The organism is Dethiosulfatibacter aminovorans DSM 17477, assembly GCF_900142005.1.
Taxonomy (GTDB): Bacteria; Bacillota; Clostridia; order Tissierellales; family Dethiosulfatibacteraceae; genus Dethiosulfatibacter; species Dethiosulfatibacter aminovorans.
This window is the reverse complement of the sequence record NZ_FQZL01000016.1, coordinates 39,373-59,118: the sequence shown is the minus strand read 5'-3', so window position 1 is coordinate 59,118 and position 19,746 is coordinate 39,373. Positions and strand designations below refer to the sequence as shown.

Here is a 19,746-nt window from a genome sequence, read left to right as displayed (position 1 = left end):
AAAAATCCTGCGACGACAATCGTCTCCGCAGGATTTTGTATTTTCATTTGTTTTATCTATTTCTGAGTAAACATCGTCCCTATCCCCTTGTCAGTGAATATCTCAAAGAGGAGGCTGTGTTCTATGTTTCCGTTTATCATGTGTATATTGTCTATTCCGTTTTCCAGGGATTCAATGCAGTTCTGGATCTTCGGAATCATTCCACCTGTGAGGGTTCCTTCATCAAGTAGTGCCTTTGCTGATTCGAGAGTCAGCTTGCTTATGAGGGAATCCTTGTCGGGGAAGTTTCTGTATATGCCGTCTACATCTGTCAGATAGATGAGCTTTTCCGCCTTCAGCGATGCCGCGATTGCAGATGCTGCAGTATCTGCATTTATGTTGTAGGTGTTTCCTTCGATGTCAGTACCTATTGGGGCAACCACGGGGATGATGTCGTTGTCTATGAGTGAGCGGAGGAGATGGTTGTTCACCTTTTCTATCATTCCAACATAGCCAATGTCCTTCCCGTTTGCATAGTTCTTCTTGCACATGAGTGTCCTGCAGTCTTTGCCTGATATTCCGACAGATTCTGCATTTTCAAGCTGTATCTTGTTTACAAGGTTCTTGTTTATCTTTCCTGCAAGGACCATTTCTACGACTTCTATTGTCTCCTTGTCCGTCACCCTGAGGCCCTCGACAAATTTTGGTTCTATGTTCAGCCGTTCAAGCATGTTGTTTATGTCCTTCCCGCCGCCGTGGACTATTACAGGCCTCATTCCCACAAGCTTCATGAGGACTATGTCCTTGATTACGGAATCCTCGGATTCCTTGTCCTTCATTGTGGACCCGCCGAACTTGATAACCACCGTCTTGCCGTGGAACTTCTGAATATAGGGCAGTGATTCTACAAGTATCTGTGATTTTATCTTGAGATTTTCCATTATGATCTATAGTCTCCGTTTATTCTTACATATTCATAGGACATGTCGCATCCCCATCCTATGCTGGACGCATCTCCGTCCTTCATGGTGATGAGGACTTCAATAGCAGAACCCTTAAGGACCTCCGATGCTATTTCTTCATTGAAGTCGAGAGGCACACCGTCTTCAAGCACCCTTATGCTTCCGAACCTGCTCTTGAATTCCAGGGATACTCCTGACGGGTCAAGATCCGCTCCGGAATAGCCCATTGAGCAGAGGATTCTTCCCCAGTTTGCATCTTCTCCGAAGAAGGCTGTCTTTACAAGGCTTGAGTTGATTATGGACTTGCACATCTTCCTTGCATCATCCTTGGTCTTTGCACCGCTTATCTTGACTTCCAGAAGCTTTGTAGCTCCTTCTCCGTCCTTCACTATCATTTTTGCAAGCTCCATGTTTATTACATGAAGTACTTCCTTGAATTTTTCGTAATCTTCATTTTCTTCCGTTATCTCTTCGTTTCCGGCCATTCCGTTTGCCATTATTGATACCATGTCGTTGGTGCTTGTGTCTCCGTCTACTGATATCATGTTGTATGAATCAAGGGTGCTTTCTGACATTGCCTTCTGAAGCAGTTCGGTGCTTATGGCAAGGTCCGTGGTGACGAAGGCAAGCATTGTTGCCATGTTGGGATGGATCATTCCCGATCCCTTTGCCATGGCTCCTATGTTTATTTCCTTGTCTCCAATCATGAAGTGAGCCGATACTTCCTTCGGCACGGTGTCCGTAGTCATTATGGCAGATGCAGCATCGATGGCGCCCTGTCTGTCTCCTGTAAGGAAGGTGGAAGATTTCTCTATTCCCTCCACTATCTTGTCTATTGGCAGGGGCACTCCTATGACTCCTGTTGAAGCCGTTACTACGGTGTCAACATCGATGTTGAATGTGTCCGCAACTGTCTGGGCCATTGTCTGGTTGTCTATGAGTCCCTGTTCTCCGGTGCAAGCATTTGCATTTCCGCTGTTTACTACGACTGCCTGCACCTTTCCGCCCTTTTCCCTTATTTCAAGGTTTCTAAGAACCGGCGCTGCTTTTACCTTGTTTGTGGTGAAAACTCCTGCAAAGTTGGCAGGTACTTCAGAAAATACTATGGCAAGGTCCCTTCTTTTGTTCTTAAGTCCCGTATATCTTCCGCAGGCTAAAAATCCTTTTGGTTTTGTAACTCCGTCGTGGTTTATTCTCATGACTTACCTCCTAAATGGGGAATGGTGACAGGTATTCAAGTCCCATGTTTTCCCTTAGTCCAAACATTATATTCATATTTTGCACGGCCTGGCCTGCAGCTCCCTTTATCAGGTTGTCTATGGCTGCCGTTACTATAATTCTATTGGTTCTTTCATCAATTGTAAAGCCTATATCCGTAAAATTCGATCCCTTTACCCATTTTGTTTCGGCCTGTATTCCCTCGGGGAGGAGTCTGATGAATTGTTCGCTGCCGTAATGGTTTTCATAGGCTTCCTTGACTTCTTCATACTCTACGCCGTCAGTAAGGTTGGCATAGGCTGTGACAAGTATACCCCTGTTCATGGGAACCAGGTGAGGTGTGAAGTTCACAAGGATATCCTCTCCTGCAGCGTATGAGAGCTGCTCCTCTATTTCCGGGGTATGCCTGTGTGCGGCAACCTTGTATGCCTTTATTGACTCGTTGCATTCGGTATAGTGTGTTGCGAGATTCAATCCTCTTCCTGCTCCTGTAACACCTGATTTCGCATCCAGTATTATGGAGTTCTTGTCTATGAGACCCTCCTTCAGAAGAGGAGTCATTGCAAGTATGCTGCAAGTTGTATAGCATCCGGGATTAGCCAGGAGAGAAGTATCCTTTATGCTGTCCCTGTTCAGCTCGCAAAGTCCGTATACAGCATCCTTCAAAAGTTCCTTTGCCATGTGGCCCGTATACCACTTCTCATATACTTCAACATCCTTAAGCCTGAAGTCCGCTCCAAGGTCTATGATCTTGAACTTGTCAAGGGCCTTCCGGCTTATCATTCCCGACGTAATTCCGTGGGGAAGTGCCGTGAATAGTACGTCAATGTCAAGCTCTTCAATATTTTCCGGTGTGTTTATGCATTTTATATTCATGATTTCATAGAAGTTTCCAAAGACTTCGCTGTATTCTTTATCTGAATAGGATTGTGAGGATACAAAGCTTATATCCACTTCCGGATGGTGGTGCAGCAGTCTTACGAGATCCTGTCCCGCATATCCAGTGGAACCTATTATTCCTGCTCTTATCATGGGTGCCTCCTGATTTATAAAATTGAGTATAATATTTAAGAATTTCCTATAATTATACACGATAGAGTATCCCTGTCAAGGGTAAATGGCCAATTAATATAGCAACTTTTAATATAAGGTATTTTGAACATAAAGCTTCGTTAAAAAAATAAATTATATATATACGTAATTAAATTAAGCCTGACAACTTTCCGAATCTTAACTGTATGATGAAAATTATGAAAAAAACAGGATTAACATTATGCTAATCCTGTCCTGTCCTGTTTTTCAAGGTTCAAACCGATATGATCGAGTAGACTAACGAATAAGGTTCAAGTCTGCATCGAGCCATCTTGCTTCTTCGTCGATGTCTCTCATGAACAGTTTGTCTGAATCTTCTTCATATTTGTTCTGGTGGAACTTGAATATGATCTTGCCCTCGGCCTTGCCGAAGATTTCAATCTTGCCTCTCGGGTGGGACATGGCGTATCTGAAGCCCTTGCCCAGTCCGTTGAGATTTTTCTTTGCTTCCGATATTATGTCAATTCCTTCGGAAATAGGAACCTGGAAATGTTCTTTTACGAATTTTACCGGTCTGCATTGGAATACATAATATGGATGTACTCCTATAGCCGTTAGATTGTTGAGGAGGGTGGACAAGGTATCTGCATTATCGTTTATTCCTTTAAGAAGTACAGCCTGGTTCCTTACTGTAACTCCTATGTCTTTTAATGCTTTTATTCCCTTTCTTGCTTCTTCTGTCAATTCATTGGGATGGTTGAACTGGCTTATAACGATGATTTCCTTCTTTTGGCCGTATTTTTTCAGTATGCCGAGAAGTTCGTCATCCATGTAGATCCTTTGAGGGAAGACAACAGGAACCCTGGTTCCGAATCTTATGAAATCAAGATGATCGATTTCAGTAAGATTTTTCAGGTATTCCTCTATCATGTTGTTTGACAGTGCAAAGGAATCTCCACCTGTTATCAGGACATTGTTTACCTGCTTGTGGCTGCTGATATAGTCAACAGCTTCTTCCATCCTGTTGCTGATTTCTTCGGCGGAATAGCCTACCATTCTCTTCCTGAAGCAGTGTCTGCAGTACATAAAACAAACATTGGTTGAAAGAACCAATGCAGTAGCTCCGTACTTGTGCTGCAATCCGGGCATCTTGGTATTTGTTGACTCACCGCTGGTATCGTAGTCTCCTGAAGCATTAAGTTCCATGGATGCTGGTACTGCAAGCTTCCTTATGGGGTCGTTTTCATCGGACCAGTCGATAAGGTCAAAATAATACTTTGGAATTCTCATGGGATGCCTTTCGGCAACCTTTACCAGATCTTCCTTCTCTTCGGGTGACATGTTCAGTACCTCGTCCAAGTCCTCAATGCTAACAACGTTATCTTTTAATAAATCCTTCCAAGACAACATTAAATACATCACTCCTTTTTTAATTTGTATGATCTGTCGGTCAAACAGTAGTCTGGCAACAAATCAGTATAATAAATAAACGGTTCGGAAAAAACCGTGATTTAACTATTTGATTATAACCCTATTGATTATTAACAGAATTGTAAATAACAGAATAGAAAATTTGAATAGTTTTTGAATAGTGTATACATTATACCACAAAGAAGCAGTTTAGTCAAAGGATGGGAATACATGCTATTTGTAAAGTTTTATTAAGTTTTGTTAACAGGATTTTACAAAAATTGACTGTACTAATGATGGAAAAATATATAAAATTGTAGTGTTTAAAGGGAAAATTAAGATGAATTTTGTTATAATTAAAATATATGCAGGAAAGCAGCTATGCTGTGTTAAATGCAAAAGCAGATAAATGTGCAAGCATTTATCAAGACGCGAAAGAAAGTTAAAATTAATTTTGAAAGGATAAGGGATGAAAAGAATAAATTCTATTTTTGATGTTCTTGGACCGGTGATGATAGGTCCATCCAGCTCCCATACGGCAGGAGCGGCAAGGCTTGGCAAAATAGCAAGGTATGCAGCTGAAAAGGATGTAAAAAGTGTAAAGATATATCTTCACGGCTCCTTTGCCGAGACGGCAAAGGGACACGGTACTGAAAAGGCGTTGGCAGCGGGGATTCTTGGAATGGAGCCATATGATGAAAGGTTGAGGCGTTCCCTTGAGATTGCAGATGAATCGGGAGTGGACATAGAGTTTGAAGCCGTGGAAATACGCGGCGCACACCCCAATACGGCAAGGTTCCATATCACAAGAAGTGACGGGAGCCTTGTTACTGTAACCGGTGCATCCATCGGCGGAGGGGCCGTAATGGTGACTGAAATAAACGGTTTTGATGTGGAAATTACGGGAGAATACTACACCATAATCACCAAGCATGTGGATATAAAGGGAATAATCAGCAAGGTTACTACACTTCTGGCCCGGAACAATGTGAACATCGGAAATATGAAAGTGAGAAGAAACGTCAACATGAAGGAAGCTTCAATGATCATAGAAACGGACGAAAATGTGGATCCTGATGTTGTGGAGGAAATAAGGAGTCTTGATGAGATGTTGTCTCTCATAGTGATAAAGCCTGTAAAGGAGGCGGAAAATGTATAATAGCGGAAGAGCACTTGCGGACCTCTGCAGTGAAAGGAAAATATCCATATCCGAACTGGTCCTTATTGAGGAAATGGAAAATACAAACATGGACAGGGAAAGTGTTCTCGAGCGCCTTGATGAGGTTCTTTCCATAATGGAGAATTCATCATCCTATTCCCTTTCAAACAAGGTGGAAACCCTTGGTGGAATCATAGGAGGCGAAGGCAGGAAGATGATGGAATACCTCCTGTCAGGAGATACAGTAACGGGAGAATGGATAATCAAGGCAATGGCAAGGGCCTTTGCCTGTTCTGAATACAATGCATCCATGGGGAAAATATGTGCTGCTCCAACGGCAGGTTCGTGCGGAATAATTCCAGCTGCCATACTGACTGTGGGAGAAAAGTTCAGCCTCGACAGGGACGTTTTACTGAAGGGACTTTTGGTTTCCTCGGGACTCGGCAAGATCATATCCGAAAATGCAACTGTATCGGGAGCCGAGGGAGGATGCCAGGCGGAATGCGGTGCAGCAGCTGCAATGGCTGCTGCGGCAATAGTGGAAATGAGGGGAGGGAGTCCCGAACAGTCTCTTCATGCTGCTTCAATAGCTCTCAAAAACATAATGGGGCTCATTTGCGATCCCATTGCCGGTCTTGTTGAATCACCATGCTCAAAGAGGAATGCATCGGGAGTTGTCAATGCCATGATATCTGCCGACATGGCCCTTTCGGGAGTGGAATCCATAGTACCCTTTGATGAAGTGGTGGAGGCAATGTACAATGTCGGACTTGGAATGCATCAAAATTTCAAGGAAACGGCGAAGGGCGGCATAGCAATTACTGAAACAGGCTTAAAATTAGCGGAAAAAATAAAATAAAAGCTTTAAAAATAATCATAATATTGTATAATTAAATGATGAGTATAAATCCGGCGTTAAAGCCCCTGACAGACTTTGACAATGGGTTTGAATAGAAAAGTACAAATAAAAACGGAGGAATAGAATGGGATTTAGATCTGATATGGGAATAGACCTGGGTACTGCTTCAGTGCTGGTATATATAAGAGGAAAGGAAATTGTTCTTCAGGAACCGTCTGTTGTTGCAATTGACAGGAACAACAACAAGATTCTTGCTGTTGGGGAAGAGGCAAGAATGATGCTTGGAAGGACTCCTGGAAACATTGTTGCCATAAGACCGTTGAGAGATGGAGTAATATCCGACTTTGACATAACTGAAAAAATGCTCAAGTACTTCATAAAGAAGGCGTTGGGAAGCGTAGTGTTCAAGCCGAGGGTTATCGTGTGCGTGCCAAGTGGGGTAACGGAAGTTGAAAAGAGAGCCGTAATAGACGCCTGCAATCAGGCTGGAGCCCACAAGACATATTTGATAGAGGAGCCTGTAGCCGCAGCCATAGGTGCAGGAATCGACCTTTCAAAGCCGCAGGGAAGCATGATCATAGATATGGGTGGCGGAACTACTGATGTTGCAGTTCTTTCACTTGGAGGAATTGTTGTAAGCAAGTCAATAAAGATTGCCGGAGACAAGTTTGACGAGGCGATAGTAAGATACATAAGAAAGAAATACAATGTAATGATAGGGCTGAGAAGTGCCGAGGAGCTTAAGATACAAATAGGCGCTGCCTTCCCTGAAGAAGAGGAAAAATTCGTAGAGGTGAGGGGCCGAAACCTTGTTACGGGACTGCCAAAGAACCTTACAATATCTTCTACAGACATGCTCGAGGCACTTGAGGAGACGGTTATGGCCATTGCAGATGCAGTGCACTCCGTACTTGAGAGGACACCGCCGGAGCTTGCTGCGGATATAAGTGAAAAGGGTATAATAATGACAGGTGGAGGATGCCTCCTTCAGGGTCTGCACAAGCTTATTGCCAAGAGAACAGGAGTGCCTGTATACATTGCGGATGAAGCAATTTCATGCGTAGCTCTTGGAACTGGAAAGGCTCTTGAAAACATAGATGTCTACTCCAGCTCCCTGATTACCGACGAAAGAAAAAGATATTAATCTAAAAAATAAACTGCGGGGGTAAGATATGGATTATAAAAAGAGATATGAAGAGTGGTTGACAAGTGCATGCATATCAGATGACATCAAGGAAGAACTTAAGACTATTTCCGGAGACGAAAAGGAAATAATGGAAAGATTCCACAAGAATCTGGAGTTCGGAACAGGTGGAATGAGGGGAATCATGGGTGCGGGCACCAACAGGATGAACAAGCACATAATAAGCAAGGCTACACAGGGTCTTGCTAATTTTATTGAAAAAAACGCAGAGGGTGAAAAGAGCTGTGTAATAGCACACGACTCCAGGAACAATTCAAGATATTTCACTGAAATATCAGCAAGGGTTCTTGCCGCATCGGGAATAAAAACATATATTTTCGATGACCTTAGACCTACACCTGAGCTTTCCTTCGCAGTGAGGGAGCTTGGTGCGGATGCCGGAATAGTCATAACTGCAAGCCACAATCCTCCGGAGTACAACGGTTACAAGACATACTGGAACTACGGATGCCAGATGCTTCCCGAAATGGCTGAAGACCTCATCGGGGAAATCGACAAGATAGACTTCAAGGATATCACTACAATGGACTTGGAGGAAGCGGTTGAAAGTGGAATGATTGTGGAGCTTGACAAGTCCATGGATGACAAGTTTATCGCTGCGGTACTGGAAAATACACTTTCCGAAGACATATACAAGGATATAAAGATTGTCTACACTCCCCTTCACGGAGCGGGAAACATGCTTGTAAGAAGGACCCTTGACGAAAGAGGCTTTACCGGCGTTTCACTGGTGGAAGAACAAACTGTTCCGGATCCGAACTTCTCCACTGTCAACTATCCGAATCCGGAAGATGAAAAGGCGTTTGAACTTGCCTACAAGAAGGCATCGGAAGTCGATGCGGACATAATCATAGCAAACGACCCCGACTGCGACAGGGTTGGGATGTCCGTGAAAAACCGCCAAGGTGAGTATGTCCTTTTAAGCGGAAACCAGGTGGGCGCCCTGATGATGGACTATATACTGTCAAGGATGAAGGAAAATGGAACAATGCCCGAGAATCCCCTTGTAATCAAGACAATAGTTACAAGCGAGCTTGGAAGAGCCGTAGCTGAATACCATGGTGCTGAATGCATGGACACCTTGACAGGATTCAAGTTTATCGGCGAGAAGATAGAGGAATATGAAAAAAGCGGCGAGAAGAAATATGTTTTTGGGTTCGAGGAAAGCATAGGTTATCTCATAGGAACACTGGCAAGGGACAAGGACGCTGTTACGGCATCCATGATTGCCTGTGAAATGGCGGCATATTACAAGAAAAGGGGCAGCAACGTTCTCGATGAGCTTGAGAGGCTCTACAGGACCCACGGCTACTTCAAGGAAGGTCTCAAGTCCATTACCATGGAAGGAATGGAAGGAAGCCGTAAGATCCTTGAAATCATGAACTGGTTCAGGAATACTGAAATAGACTCCATAGGAGAATTGAAGATTGCATCCACAAGCGATTACAGTACGAGTGTGAGGAAGCTTGCCGACGGCAGCGAGGAAAAAATTGAGTTGCCCAAGTCAAATGTACTGAAATACGTTCTTGAAGATGGATCATGGTTCGTCTTGAGGCCTTCGGGAACGGAACCTAAGATAAAGATATACTCCTCCGTTGTTGACGGGGACAGGGTTGCTTCAGAAAATAAATTCAATGAAATAACGGAATATGTTTACGGATTGATCGACAGGGTATAGATAAAAGGAGTAGTAATCTACAAAAATTACAGGCAGGTGAATTATGAGGAAAAAACTGGCAATGCTTGCAGCATTCATAATGATACTAAATACGGCTATATACCCCGTTTTTGCTTCGGCAACGGAAAACCCGTCAAGGGCCGAACTGGAAGCTCTTATAACGGAAGTTGCAATTGAAAGAGGAATACCTACAGTCATACTGATGTCCATTGCAAGGGTGGAGACTGTCTTCAGACATTATGAAGAGGACGGAACCGTTGCCAGGGGAACATCGGGCAGCATAGGACTTATGCAGATACACAACAACTTCAATCAATATGATGAGAATCTTCTTATCAACGACATAAAGTACAATATAAATGCAGGCGCCGATACCCTGCTAAACAAATGGGAGGCATGTCTTTCCGAATACGGGTATTTGCCGTCAGTGGGAGACATGGACCCCAATATACTTGAAAACTGGTATTTTGCATTGTGGGGATACAATTCATATGTTGAAAGGAACAATCCCAATGCACTGGATAAATACGGCGAAAAGTACACTTACCAGGACCTTATCTATCTTGTTGCTGAGAATGAATACGGTCAGGCAATAACCCCCGTGGATCCTGACTGTCTGCCTGAATCGGGAACGCCTTCAAAAAATCTCAATGTCCCCACGCCTGAAGACTGCCATGAGGCTGATCTTTTCTTCTGCTCTGATGGAGACGAAGTGATGGTGTCTTCAGGAGGGAAGCTGAACCTGAGACGAGAACCAAACGGCAAGATCGTCGGAGAGCTTACTGACGATGAAGTATATACGGTCATTGGAGAAGCGGTTCTCGAGGACGGTTATTACTGGTACAATCTGGCTGATGAAGACGGTGAAGAGATCGGATGGGCTGCCAGGAACTGGCTCATCTATTACGACGGTCCGGAAACCGATGATTACTCAGACGGTGAAAGCACAACGGAGGAAGCAATAGATCTTGAAGAACCGGATGAACCGGTGGAGCTTGAACCTGAAAGGGAACTCAAGGAAGTACTGTTCAAGGACATAGACGGATACTGGGGAAGAGACTACATAGTTGAACTCTACCAGGACGACATAATCAAGGGAATGACGGACGAGGAGTTTGCCCCCAATGATACGGTCACCAGGGAACAGTTTGCTGCACTGCTGTGCAGGTCTTTCGATTTCGAGTCGGACAAGAACTATGAAATAGACGACAAGTCCGACATAGGAGGATGGGCCTACAGCAATGTGGAAACGGTAGTTTCACTTGGTGTAATGGAGACGGAGGAAGGCAATTTCTGCCCAAAAAGACCTCTATCCAGGATAGAGGCTGTTAGAGCTCTTGCTGCCATTGCAGAGGATCCTGAAATGGCAAAAGACTTTGAATTTGAAGATGTGGCTGATCTCAGCACCGATGATCTTGAAAAGCTGGGAAAGGTGTTTTCCCTTGAAATCATGAACGGAAAGAGTACAAGCTCCTTTGCTCCCCTTGACAGCATAACCAGAGGGGAAATTGCAAAGATTCTATGTATTACTCGGTCCCTATGCCCATGATAAACTTGTTCTTGGTTTTATTCTTGTCTATATAGACAGTTTCATATGGTTTGACCATTTTATATTCGTCCCGGGCGATTTTCTCTACGATTTCGAGAAATTGTTCCGGGTCATTTATTTTTTCATAGTCTTCCCTTAACTCCTGGAGTTCCATTTCCGTCTCTGCCTTTTCAAGAAGCTTTGCTTCCTTCTGTTCATTAATGGCCGCCAATGATCTTCGTTGTCCGACAATTGTGAAAATCATATAAAAGGCTACGGCATAAAACAATAGACTTACTATATTAAGCTTGAAGCTTTTCTTTTCTTTTTTCCTTCTCTTCCTTTTTCCCATAAATAATCCCTTTCGTTTTTACACGGACAATACTTTTTAATAGTGTCCGTTTCATGACTCGGACCATGTAAACTTGATCATATAATTATTATAATATGACAGGAGGCATTAATAAAGCAAAAAAAATTAAAAAAGTCCCGCAGGCAGGCATGCCGCGGAACTCTTTTGCTGATCGTGTCAAGATGAATATAAACTATTTGGCCACTTCAAGGGCAGCTTCCATTTTAAGGATTCCGGCCTTGTCTGTCTTTTCCCATGGAAGGTCGACATCTGTTCTTCCGAAATGTCCATAGGCTGCAATTTGTTTGTATATAGGCCTTCTAAGGTCAAGGTTCTTTATTATTGCAGCAGGTCTCAGGTCGAAATGCTTTTCTATTAGCTTCTCGATTACTTCCTCGTCAACCTTTCCTGTTCCAAAGGTATCCACCATGATCGAAACAGGGTGTGCAACTCCGATTGCGTAGGCAAGCTGAACCTCGCACTTGTCTGCAAGTCCAGCAGCAACTATGTTCTTGGCTACGTACCTTGCGGCGTATGCAGCAGATCTGTCAACCTTTGTAGGATCCTTTCCCGAGAAGGCGCCGCCGCCGTGTCTTGAATATCCGCCGTATGTATCGACGATTATCTTTCTTCCGGTGAGACCTGCATCTCCCTGTGGCCCGCCTATTACAAATCTTCCCGTAGGATTGATATAGTATTTTGTATTCTCATCCAGAAGGTCGGCAGGAACAACGGCTTTCACTACATGCTCGATTATGTCCTGTTCGATTTTTTCAAGTGAAACCTCTGGACTGTGCTGTGTTGAAACGACTATTGCATCGATTCTTACAGGAGTGTTGTCGTGATATTCGACAGTCACCTGTGTTTTGCCGTCGGGTCTCAGGTAAGAAAGGGTCTTGTCCTTTCTTACTGCGGAAAGCCTTCTCGCCAGCTTGTGTGCCATTGATATGGGCAGAGGCATAAGCTCGGGAGTCTCATTGCAGGCAAATCCGAACATAATTCCCTGGTCTCCTGCACCTATGATGTCGAACTCGTCATGTCCGTTGTCCTTGTATTCCTTTGCTGCATCAACGCCCATTGCTATGTCCGAAGACTGCTCGTCTATTGAGGTTAGAACGGCACAAGTGTCGCAGTCAAAGCCGTACTTTGCTCTTGTATATCCTATTTCTCTTATGGTGTCCCTTACCACCTTTGGTATGTCCACATAACAGTTTGTTGTGATTTCTCCAGATACCAGTACCAGACCTGTTGTTACAGATGTCTCGCATGCTACTCTTCCATTTGGGTCTTGTGCAAATATCGCGTCCAAAATTCCATCGGAAATCTGATCACAGATTTTGTCTGGATGACCTTCTGTCACTGATTCTGAAGTAAAAAGCCATTTTTTCATTGATAATCTCCTCCTATAATCATTTTCCGGGTTTGTATCGCTCAAAAAAGCATAAAAAAAACTCTCCACAAAGAAGAGTATAGTCTGCTATAGCTCCTCATCTTCCGGATTAACCGCGGGAATTGGCACCTGATACTTTTCGTACAGGATGCCGGGTTTCATAGGGCCCGTCCCTCCACCTCTCTTGATAAGGCTTTGTTACCATAGAAATTATATCACATGGCGTCCATTTGTCAACATAAATTAAATTGAACCATGTTTTTTGTGCTAGCCGACAATTCCGAAACCCACGAAGCTAAGCGCCATGACTATGAGTCCGGCAGCCATTATTCCCAGTGAGATGAATCCCAGGGACTTCTTGTAGTCGAGCTTAAGGAATGACGCCACTCCGCAGCCTGTCCATGCTCCGGTAGTGGGAAGGGGAACCGCCACCAGAAGAAAGAGTCCTATTAGCTCGTACTTCAGGACCTTCTTGGCGTTCTTGTCCACCTTTTCAACTATTTTTCCTGCCGTTTTTCTCAGCAGCCTTGTTCTTGCTATAAACCTAATTAAAGGTCTGAATATCTTCAGCAGAACAGGCACCACTATCATGTTTCCCGCAACGGCGATGAAGTAGCATTTCCACGGGTCGATCCCAAGACCTATTCCAAGTGGAATTGCGCCTCTCAGCTCTGATATTGGAAGCATTGCCAGTATGAATACTGCAGCCTCACTGCTGAAATTCTCAACAATAAAATTCATTTTATACCCCTTGTTGACATATCTTGGGAAAGTCTACTATGCATAAACCATCCTGCATTAATCGAATAACTTAATCATTATATACTATTTGCAAAAAATATGAAACATTTTAATTGGAAATAAGTCCAATAGTATGTAGATGAAATTGTGGCCCTTGAGGAAATGGAAAATATAATAAATATTTAATGTAATAATGGACAAATATCTGATATCATTAGACCGTAAACATTAAAATATTGAAAGGCAGGCATGCATATGTTTTGAAGCATGCCAATAAGATAGCAATGAAACAGATTTTAGGCGGCATTAGAAAAGCGGTTGAAGAATACGATATGATTCAGGACGGCGACAAGATTGTAGTTGGCGTATCAGGAGGAAAGGACAGCATGGTTCTTCTTTACGGGATGAAGCTTTTTCAGAGATTCAGTCCCGTCAAGTACGACCTGGCTGCAGTTACTATAGGAATGGGCTTCGAGAATTTTGATACAAGTCCAATAGAGGAATTCTGCAAAAAGATAGATGTACCCTATTATGTGGTGGATACGGACATTGCAGAGATCATATTTGATATAAGGAAGGAGAAGAATCCCTGTGCATTATGTGCCAAGATGAGAAGGGGAGCCCTTCACGACAAGGTAAAGGACCTGGGATTCAACAAGGTGGCTCTTGGACACCATGCGGACGATGCACTGGAGACTTTGTTCCTCAGCATGTTTTACGAGGGAAGGATTTCCACATTCAAGCCGGTCACTTATCTTTCCAACAAGGACATACACTGCATCAGGCCAATGCTTCTTCTGAAGGAGGCGCAGGTTGAGGGAGTAATGAACAGACACGATATTCCCGTAGTTGAGAGTCCATGTCCAATGGACAGGCACACAAAAAGGGAAGACATGAAGCTTCTCCTGAAAAGCATCTACAAGGATATTCCCGAAGGAAGGGACAGGCTCATCAGGGCCATAAGGAACAAGGACCAGCTCAGTTTGTGGTTCTAAATAAAAGATGACATAGATAGAAAGGGGTAGACAATATGAAAAAGAGAATTTTTTCAATGGCAATGGCATTGGCTCTGGCTTTTACAATGAATGCCGGTGGGGAAATGAAAACAATGGTTGAGGAAACAAGAGTGGAGTATCTGTCCGAGGGTATAGAGCATATGAGCATCACAAGGCAGACCATTGACGGGCCAGTGGAAATAGACGTGCTGAAGATAGACCTTGATGACAGACATACGGACCTGAAACCGGTTTATTCGGAAGAAATATCAAAAAGGGACACTCTCGCAGCAATTGCCGATGAATGGAGTGCGGCGGGAGCTGTAAACGGGGATTTTTTCAATATGGCAGACCCGGCATTCACCTTTGGAACATTGATGGACGGCGACGACATCATATCTTCGCCAAACAGCAATCTTTACAATTTTCCTACCATAGTGAAGGCTGGCGATGATTTTGACATTTCAATCATAGAACCTGAAATGACACTTGAAGTCGACGGTGAGGTACTCCCCGTAGCCGCAGTGAACAAGATTGGTGCCTTCAACGGTGAAATAATAGTGCTAAACAGTTCCTGGGGCGAGGAATCAATGGGCAGCAACGATACCAGGAATCTTGCTGAAATAGTTGTAAACAGGAACAGGGTAAAAAGCATAAACATAGGAGAGGACCCTGTGGACATACCTTCCTCAGGCTATGTAATAGCTTTCAGTGCATGCAATACAGAGATTCTTGATAAATTCAAGGTCGGGGACAAGGTCTATTTTGATGTGGACTTTGGCTTTGACATTGACGATATAGACTGGGCTTCCGGAGGAGTGAACTATCTTCTCAGGGAAGGTCAGGAAGGAGACTACAACAATGATGTCCTTGGGAGACATCCAAGGACTGCAATAGGTTTTACGGAAGACGAGGAAACGGCATATCTCATAACCGTAGACGGCAGAAGTGAGGATTCCATAGGAATGCTTCAAAGCGAACTTCTGGATTTCATGCTGGAGCTTGGATGCTGGAACGGTGTGAATCTTGACGGTGGAGGTTCTTCGGAAATGGTTGTTGACTATTACGGCAAGGGGGACTACGAGATAGTAAACAACCCTTCCGACGGCGATGAGAGGCTTCTTGTCTCCGGACTGGGAGCATTCGATTCACATCCAAGGAGTTCAACGGTGAAGTCACTTGAAGTTTACGATGCTGCAGACAAGCTCTTCAAGGGACAGTATTTGACCTTTGATGTGAAGGGATACAATAAATACATGGTACCCGTAGCCATTTCCGATTCAAGACTGGATATTAAAATAAGCGGACTCGACTATAAAAAGGACAGGCATGGAATAAGATTTCTTGAATCAGGTACGGCAGAGGTTAAACTTGTCTACGGTTCCGTGAAATGCACATTTGAAGTAGAGGTTCTTGGAGATGTAAAGGAGATTTATTCTGCTGTAGATTCCATTTCCCTGAATGAAAAATCGGAATATGAACTTCCCGACTTCATTGGAGTGGATGAGAATGGAAACACTGCAACAATACATGCTTCCGAGATTGATTGGTCGCTGTCGGAAAGAATAGCCAATATAGACGACGGTATAATCGAAGCCAGAAGCAAGTCCGGCAAGGCGGTCCTCGAAGGTGTGTTTGAAGATGGAGAAATCTACATTCCCCTTGCTGTAGGAAGTGCGGAAAGGCTTATAGAGGGATTTGAGAATACGGACAATATAACTTTTGTTCAATACCCGGAAGACTCTGACGGAAGGATCATCAACCATTCAAAGAGCAGGGAAGGCGGCAAAAGCGTCAAGCTCTATTATGACTTCACCACCATGAAGCCTGACGACCAGTCAATAGCATTTCTTGAATTTGGTGAAAAGGGACTTCTTCTTCAGGATGAGCCGGACAGTCTTTCCATGTGGGTATACGGAGACAAGAGTGACCACTGGCTGAGATGCAGGGTTACCGATGCCAATGGAGTAATGTACAAGATAGATTTCGAGAAGGAAATAGACTGGTACGGCTGGAAGGAAGTAAGGGCGGACCTGCCTGAAAACATAAGCTATCCGGTTGTTCTCAACAGCATATATGTAGCGGAGATATACAACGACAAGGCTGACGAGGGATATATCCATGTAGACGGACTCAGGGCCAACTATCCTCTTGGATGTGACGACATTGAATTGCCGGAAAATTCCAGGGTGGAAGATCTGCTGATGGATGTTCCCGAGGAATATGAGCTGAAACTGCATATGGGAAATGATGAAGAAGGAAATGAAGAATTCTATGACATTGCGGATTCTAATGGACAACCTGTTTGCGACAATGAAGATGTAGTCGTTGTGGAACTGTCCACCCTGCATGGAAGCATAAGTTCATACGACAAGACACAGTGGGATGCTTTGCTGGATCTTGGGGAATACGAAGACAGGACAATTGTCGTAAAAACCGACATAGACCATGGGAGCATCAAAAGCAGCGAGAGAAAGACACTGGTCAGCTACATGAAGTGTCTCAGTGAAAACAATAAGATCTTCATAGTGTCGAAAGGCACGGATGAAGAGGCATCCATAAGATATGAAGATGGGATGAGATTCATAACATATGGTGAATGCTTCACCCTCTACATGGCTGACGGTGAAGTAAGCTACGACTATAAATGATATAAATGCAGGAGACAATATGGAATCGAAGAAGGAAATAAGAAAAAGGATACTCAAGAAGAGAAGGGAGATGGATCCGGCGGAAGCCGCTGAAAAAAGCGCCCTGATATTCGACAGGATTACAGGACTTGAAGAATTCAGGAATGCGGCAACTGTAGGACTGTATCTTAGCTTTGACAACGAAGTGGATACCTTTGAACTCCTTAAGCTTCTCAAGGAATCCGGCAAGAGGATAGTGGTGACATATACCGAATCCAGGGAAGTGGTGCTGATTCCAGTATATATAAATGATATTGAAAATGACTTTGTGGAAGGAGCATGGGGATACCTTGAACCAAAGGTTGACCAGCTTGAGACGGCGGCGGAAGAAGACCTGGATTTTGTTGTTGTTCCGGGAGTTGTTTTTGACGAGGAAAGAAATCGGGTAGGCTTTGGAAAGGGATACTATGACAAATACCTTTCAAAACTGAGGGATGATGCCGTCACTGCTGCCATGGCATACGAGTACCAGGTTCTTGAGAAAGTGCCTGCGGAAAGTCATGATATCAAGATGAAGATCATAGTGACGGAAGACAGAATAATAAGATAGTTACAATTTAATTATATTTTGCAATGAATCTTGTATAAAAATAATTTTGATGTTAAAATGACATTTCAGGATGTGATTCAATGGAAAAGAGAGTCAAATACAATTTGATAAAAAACTGCGGCATCAGGGAAAATGACAATATTCTTCTGGGACTTTCAGGAGGACCGGATTCGGTATTTTTATTCCATATGCTCAGGCTTCTGAAGGATGAGTTGGGATACAATCTTTACTGTGCCCATGTGAACCATCTATACAGAGGCGAAGACGCCTACAGTGACGAGAAATTCGCCAAGGACCTGTGTGAAAAGCATGGATTCAAATGCTATCTTTTGAGAAAGCATGCTTCCGAATATGCAGAAGAGCTTAACATGACTGAGGAAGAGGCGGGAAGGAAGATGAGATACGATTTCTTCAACTGTATTCTCAACGAACTTGGCGGAGGGTACATATCCACTGCCCACAACTACAACGACCAGGTCGAAACACTTCTCCAGAGGATAATCAGGGGAACGGGGATTGACGGACTTTCAGGCATGGAATTCAGGGCGAGGAATATAGTAAGGCCCATCCTTGACGTAAAAAGGAAGGAACTGGAAGACTACCTCCACGGGAATGACTATGAATACTGCATAGACAAGACAAATCTTGAAGCCATATACGGCAGGAACAGGATACGTCTTGACTTCATACCCTATGTGGAACAAAACTACAATCCCAAGTTCCAGGACAGCATATTCAGACTGTCGCAGACTGTGAAGAATGACAGGGAAATCATAGAGGAAAGCGTCAAAAAGGCATATGAAGAAGTCCTTGAATCTGAAAACAAAGCGGTCAGGCTGGATCTTGAAAGGTTCAACCTTCTTGTCAAGGGGCTCAAGACAAGAGTTCTGAGACATGCTATTGAGAATCTCAAGGGAAATCTTGTAAATGTGGAATTTTCCCATCTGGAGCAGGTTTTGTCCATCTGTGAAAGAAAAAATACCGGGAAAACCGTCACATTGCCTGGAAATATTTCCATTGGAATAGAATACAGCCAAATAGTCGTAAAAACTAAAGAAGAAGTTAAGGATTACGTGTATAATGTATCTAAAGGTAAAACCGTCATCATAAGGGAAGCGGAAGCTGAATTAAAAACTTATATCACTGATGATGGAAATTTTGACAAATCCCCTAACAGAATATTTGTGGATTGTGATAAAATAAAGGGCGGTCTTGTTGTGAGAAACAGAAGGCCTGGAGACAGGTTCGTACCTCTGGGAATGAAAGGCCAGAAAAAGCTCAAGGATTTTTTCATCGATGAAAGGATTCCAAGGGACAAAAGAAACAAGGTCCCTGTACTTGCAGATGAGGAAAACATCATCTGGATAGCAGGGTATAGAATGAGCGACCTGTACAAGATTGACAAAAACACTGAAAAAGTGCTTGTAATTGAAATAAAGGAGATTTAAATGGATTTAAACAAAATCACAAAAGAAGTAATGCTAACCAGGGAAGAATTGGCTGAAAAAACAAGGGAGCTGGGAGCAGCAATAACAAGGGACTATGAAGGCAAGGATGTGCTGCTGGTATGTGTGCTGAACGGAGCGGTAATGTTCATGTCTGACCTTATGAAGGAAATCCACCTGCCGGTGGAAATAGACTTCATGGCAGTATCCAGCTACGGCAACTCAACAAAGTCGTCTGGTGTTGTAAAGATTATCAAGGACCTTGACAAGTCTGTGGAAGGAAAACATATACTCATAGTTGAAGACATAATAGACTCGGGACTCACTCTTCACTACCTTATTGACAACCTTAAGTCAAGAGGACCTGCAAGTGTTGAAATTTGCACCCTTTTGGACAAGCCGTCGGGAAGAAAGGCGGATGTACACACCAAATACAAGGGATTTGACATAAAGGATGAATTCGTAGTGGGATATGGTCTTGACTATGCTGAAAAATACAGGAACGTACCATATATTTTTGTTCTGAAGGAAGAGGTCTATTCGTAGATGCATTC

At 43.5% G+C, this 19,746-nt stretch carries 17 protein-coding genes and 1 riboswitch; of the genes, 10 read left to right on the top strand and 7 right to left on the bottom strand.

Going from position 1 to position 19,746, the window contains the following annotated elements:
- Positions 1–56: 56 nt before the first annotated feature.
- The 4 genes from argB to BUB05_RS11185 all read right to left on the bottom strand — a co-directional run bounded on the left by argB (position 57) and on the right by BUB05_RS11185 (position 4,598).
- Positions 57–920: an acetylglutamate kinase gene (gene argB / locus BUB05_RS11200; protein WP_073049705.1), complete on the bottom strand. Its 864-nt coding sequence runs from the start codon at positions 918–920 to the stop codon at positions 57–59.
- Positions 920–2,140, bottom strand: coding sequence for a bifunctional ornithine acetyltransferase/N-acetylglutamate synthase (argJ, locus tag BUB05_RS11195; RefSeq protein WP_073049704.1), 1,221 nt, complete (start codon positions 2,138–2,140; stop codon positions 920–922). The genes argB and argJ overlap by 1 nt, the downstream gene beginning before the upstream one ends.
- A 10-nt stretch (positions 2,141–2,150) precedes the next feature.
- The gene (gene argC, locus BUB05_RS11190; RefSeq protein ID WP_073049703.1) at positions 2,151–3,191 is read right to left on the bottom strand and encodes an N-acetyl-gamma-glutamyl-phosphate reductase; all 1,041 of its coding nucleotides are present in this window, start codon (positions 3,189–3,191) and stop codon (positions 2,151–2,153) included.
- A 297-nt stretch (positions 3,192–3,488) separates the two neighbouring features.
- Positions 3,489–4,598: a KamA family radical SAM protein gene (locus BUB05_RS11185; protein ID WP_073049729.1), complete on the bottom strand. Its 1,110-nt coding sequence runs from the start codon at positions 4,596–4,598 to the stop codon at positions 3,489–3,491.
- Positions 4,599–5,070: 472 nt separating this feature from the next.
- On the opposite strand from BUB05_RS11185, the gene sdaAB reads away from it, so the two are divergent.
- From sdaAB to BUB05_RS11160, 5 genes are all read left to right on the top strand, one after another.
- On the top strand, positions 5,071–5,760 hold the full coding sequence (gene sdaAB / locus BUB05_RS11180; RefSeq protein ID WP_073049702.1) for an L-serine ammonia-lyase, iron-sulfur-dependent subunit beta: 690 nt from the start codon (positions 5,071–5,073) through the stop codon (positions 5,758–5,760).
- Positions 5,753–6,619, top strand: a complete 867-nt coding sequence (gene sdaAA / locus BUB05_RS11175; RefSeq protein ID WP_073049701.1) for an L-serine ammonia-lyase, iron-sulfur-dependent, subunit alpha — start codon at positions 5,753–5,755, stop codon at positions 6,617–6,619. Before sdaAB ends, sdaAA begins: the two co-directional genes overlap by 8 nt.
- A gap of 124 nt (positions 6,620–6,743) precedes the next feature.
- Positions 6,744–7,763 carry a rod shape-determining protein gene (gene mreB / locus BUB05_RS11170; protein ID WP_073049700.1) on the top strand — a complete coding sequence of 340 codons (1,020 nt, stop codon included), beginning with the start codon at positions 6,744–6,746 and terminating at the stop codon, positions 7,761–7,763.
- 28 nt (positions 7,764–7,791) lie between these two features.
- The gene (locus BUB05_RS11165) at positions 7,792–9,501 is read left to right on the top strand and encodes a phospho-sugar mutase (RefSeq protein ID WP_073049699.1); all 1,710 of its coding nucleotides are present in this window, start codon (positions 7,792–7,794) and stop codon (positions 9,499–9,501) included.
- 43 nt (positions 9,502–9,544) lie between these two features.
- Positions 9,545–11,050, top strand: coding sequence for an S-layer homology domain-containing protein (locus BUB05_RS11160; protein WP_073049698.1), 1,506 nt, complete (start codon positions 9,545–9,547; stop codon positions 11,048–11,050).
- Here BUB05_RS11160 and BUB05_RS11155 read toward each other — a convergent pair.
- The 3 genes from BUB05_RS11155 to BUB05_RS11145 all read right to left on the bottom strand — a co-directional run bounded on the left by BUB05_RS11155 (position 11,028) and on the right by BUB05_RS11145 (position 13,512).
- Positions 11,028–11,381 (bottom strand): FtsB family cell division protein, encoded by a 354-nt coding sequence (locus BUB05_RS11155; RefSeq protein ID WP_073049697.1) that lies wholly within the window; start codon positions 11,379–11,381, stop codon positions 11,028–11,030. The two genes, BUB05_RS11160 and BUB05_RS11155, sit on opposite strands and share 23 nt — an antisense overlap.
- 193 nt (positions 11,382–11,574) lie before the next feature.
- Positions 11,575–12,771: a methionine adenosyltransferase gene (metK, locus tag BUB05_RS11150; protein ID WP_073049696.1), complete on the bottom strand. Its 1,197-nt coding sequence runs from the start codon at positions 12,769–12,771 to the stop codon at positions 11,575–11,577.
- A 94-nt stretch (positions 12,772–12,865) separates the two neighbouring features.
- Positions 12,866–12,965, bottom strand: a riboswitch (SAM riboswitch).
- 73 nt (positions 12,966–13,038) lie between these two features.
- Positions 13,039–13,512 (bottom strand): COG2426 family protein, encoded by a 474-nt coding sequence (locus tag BUB05_RS11145; RefSeq protein WP_073049695.1) that lies wholly within the window; start codon positions 13,510–13,512, stop codon positions 13,039–13,041.
- Between the two features lie 284 nt (positions 13,513–13,796).
- Here BUB05_RS11145 and BUB05_RS11140 point away from each other — a divergent pair, with 284 nt between their 5' ends.
- From BUB05_RS11140 to hpt, 5 genes are all read left to right on the top strand, one after another.
- Positions 13,797–14,507 carry a tRNA 2-thiocytidine biosynthesis TtcA family protein gene (locus BUB05_RS11140; protein WP_073049728.1) on the top strand — a complete coding sequence of 237 codons (711 nt, stop codon included), beginning with the start codon at positions 13,797–13,799 and terminating at the stop codon, positions 14,505–14,507.
- Between the two features lie 35 nt (positions 14,508–14,542).
- Positions 14,543–17,158, top strand: coding sequence for a phosphodiester glycosidase family protein (locus BUB05_RS11135; RefSeq protein ID WP_073049694.1), 2,616 nt, complete (start codon positions 14,543–14,545; stop codon positions 17,156–17,158).
- A gap of 19 nt (positions 17,159–17,177) precedes the next feature.
- Positions 17,178–17,747 carry a 5-formyltetrahydrofolate cyclo-ligase gene (locus BUB05_RS11130; protein WP_073049693.1) on the top strand — a complete coding sequence of 190 codons (570 nt, stop codon included), beginning with the start codon at positions 17,178–17,180 and terminating at the stop codon, positions 17,745–17,747.
- Between the two features lie 80 nt (positions 17,748–17,827).
- Positions 17,828–19,195 carry a tRNA lysidine(34) synthetase TilS gene (tilS, locus tag BUB05_RS11125; RefSeq protein WP_073049692.1) on the top strand — a complete coding sequence of 456 codons (1,368 nt, stop codon included), beginning with the start codon at positions 17,828–17,830 and terminating at the stop codon, positions 19,193–19,195.
- Positions 19,196–19,738: a hypoxanthine phosphoribosyltransferase gene (hpt, locus tag BUB05_RS11120; RefSeq protein ID WP_073049691.1), complete on the top strand. Its 543-nt coding sequence runs from the start codon at positions 19,196–19,198 to the stop codon at positions 19,736–19,738.
- Positions 19,739–19,746: the final 8 nt, after the last annotated feature.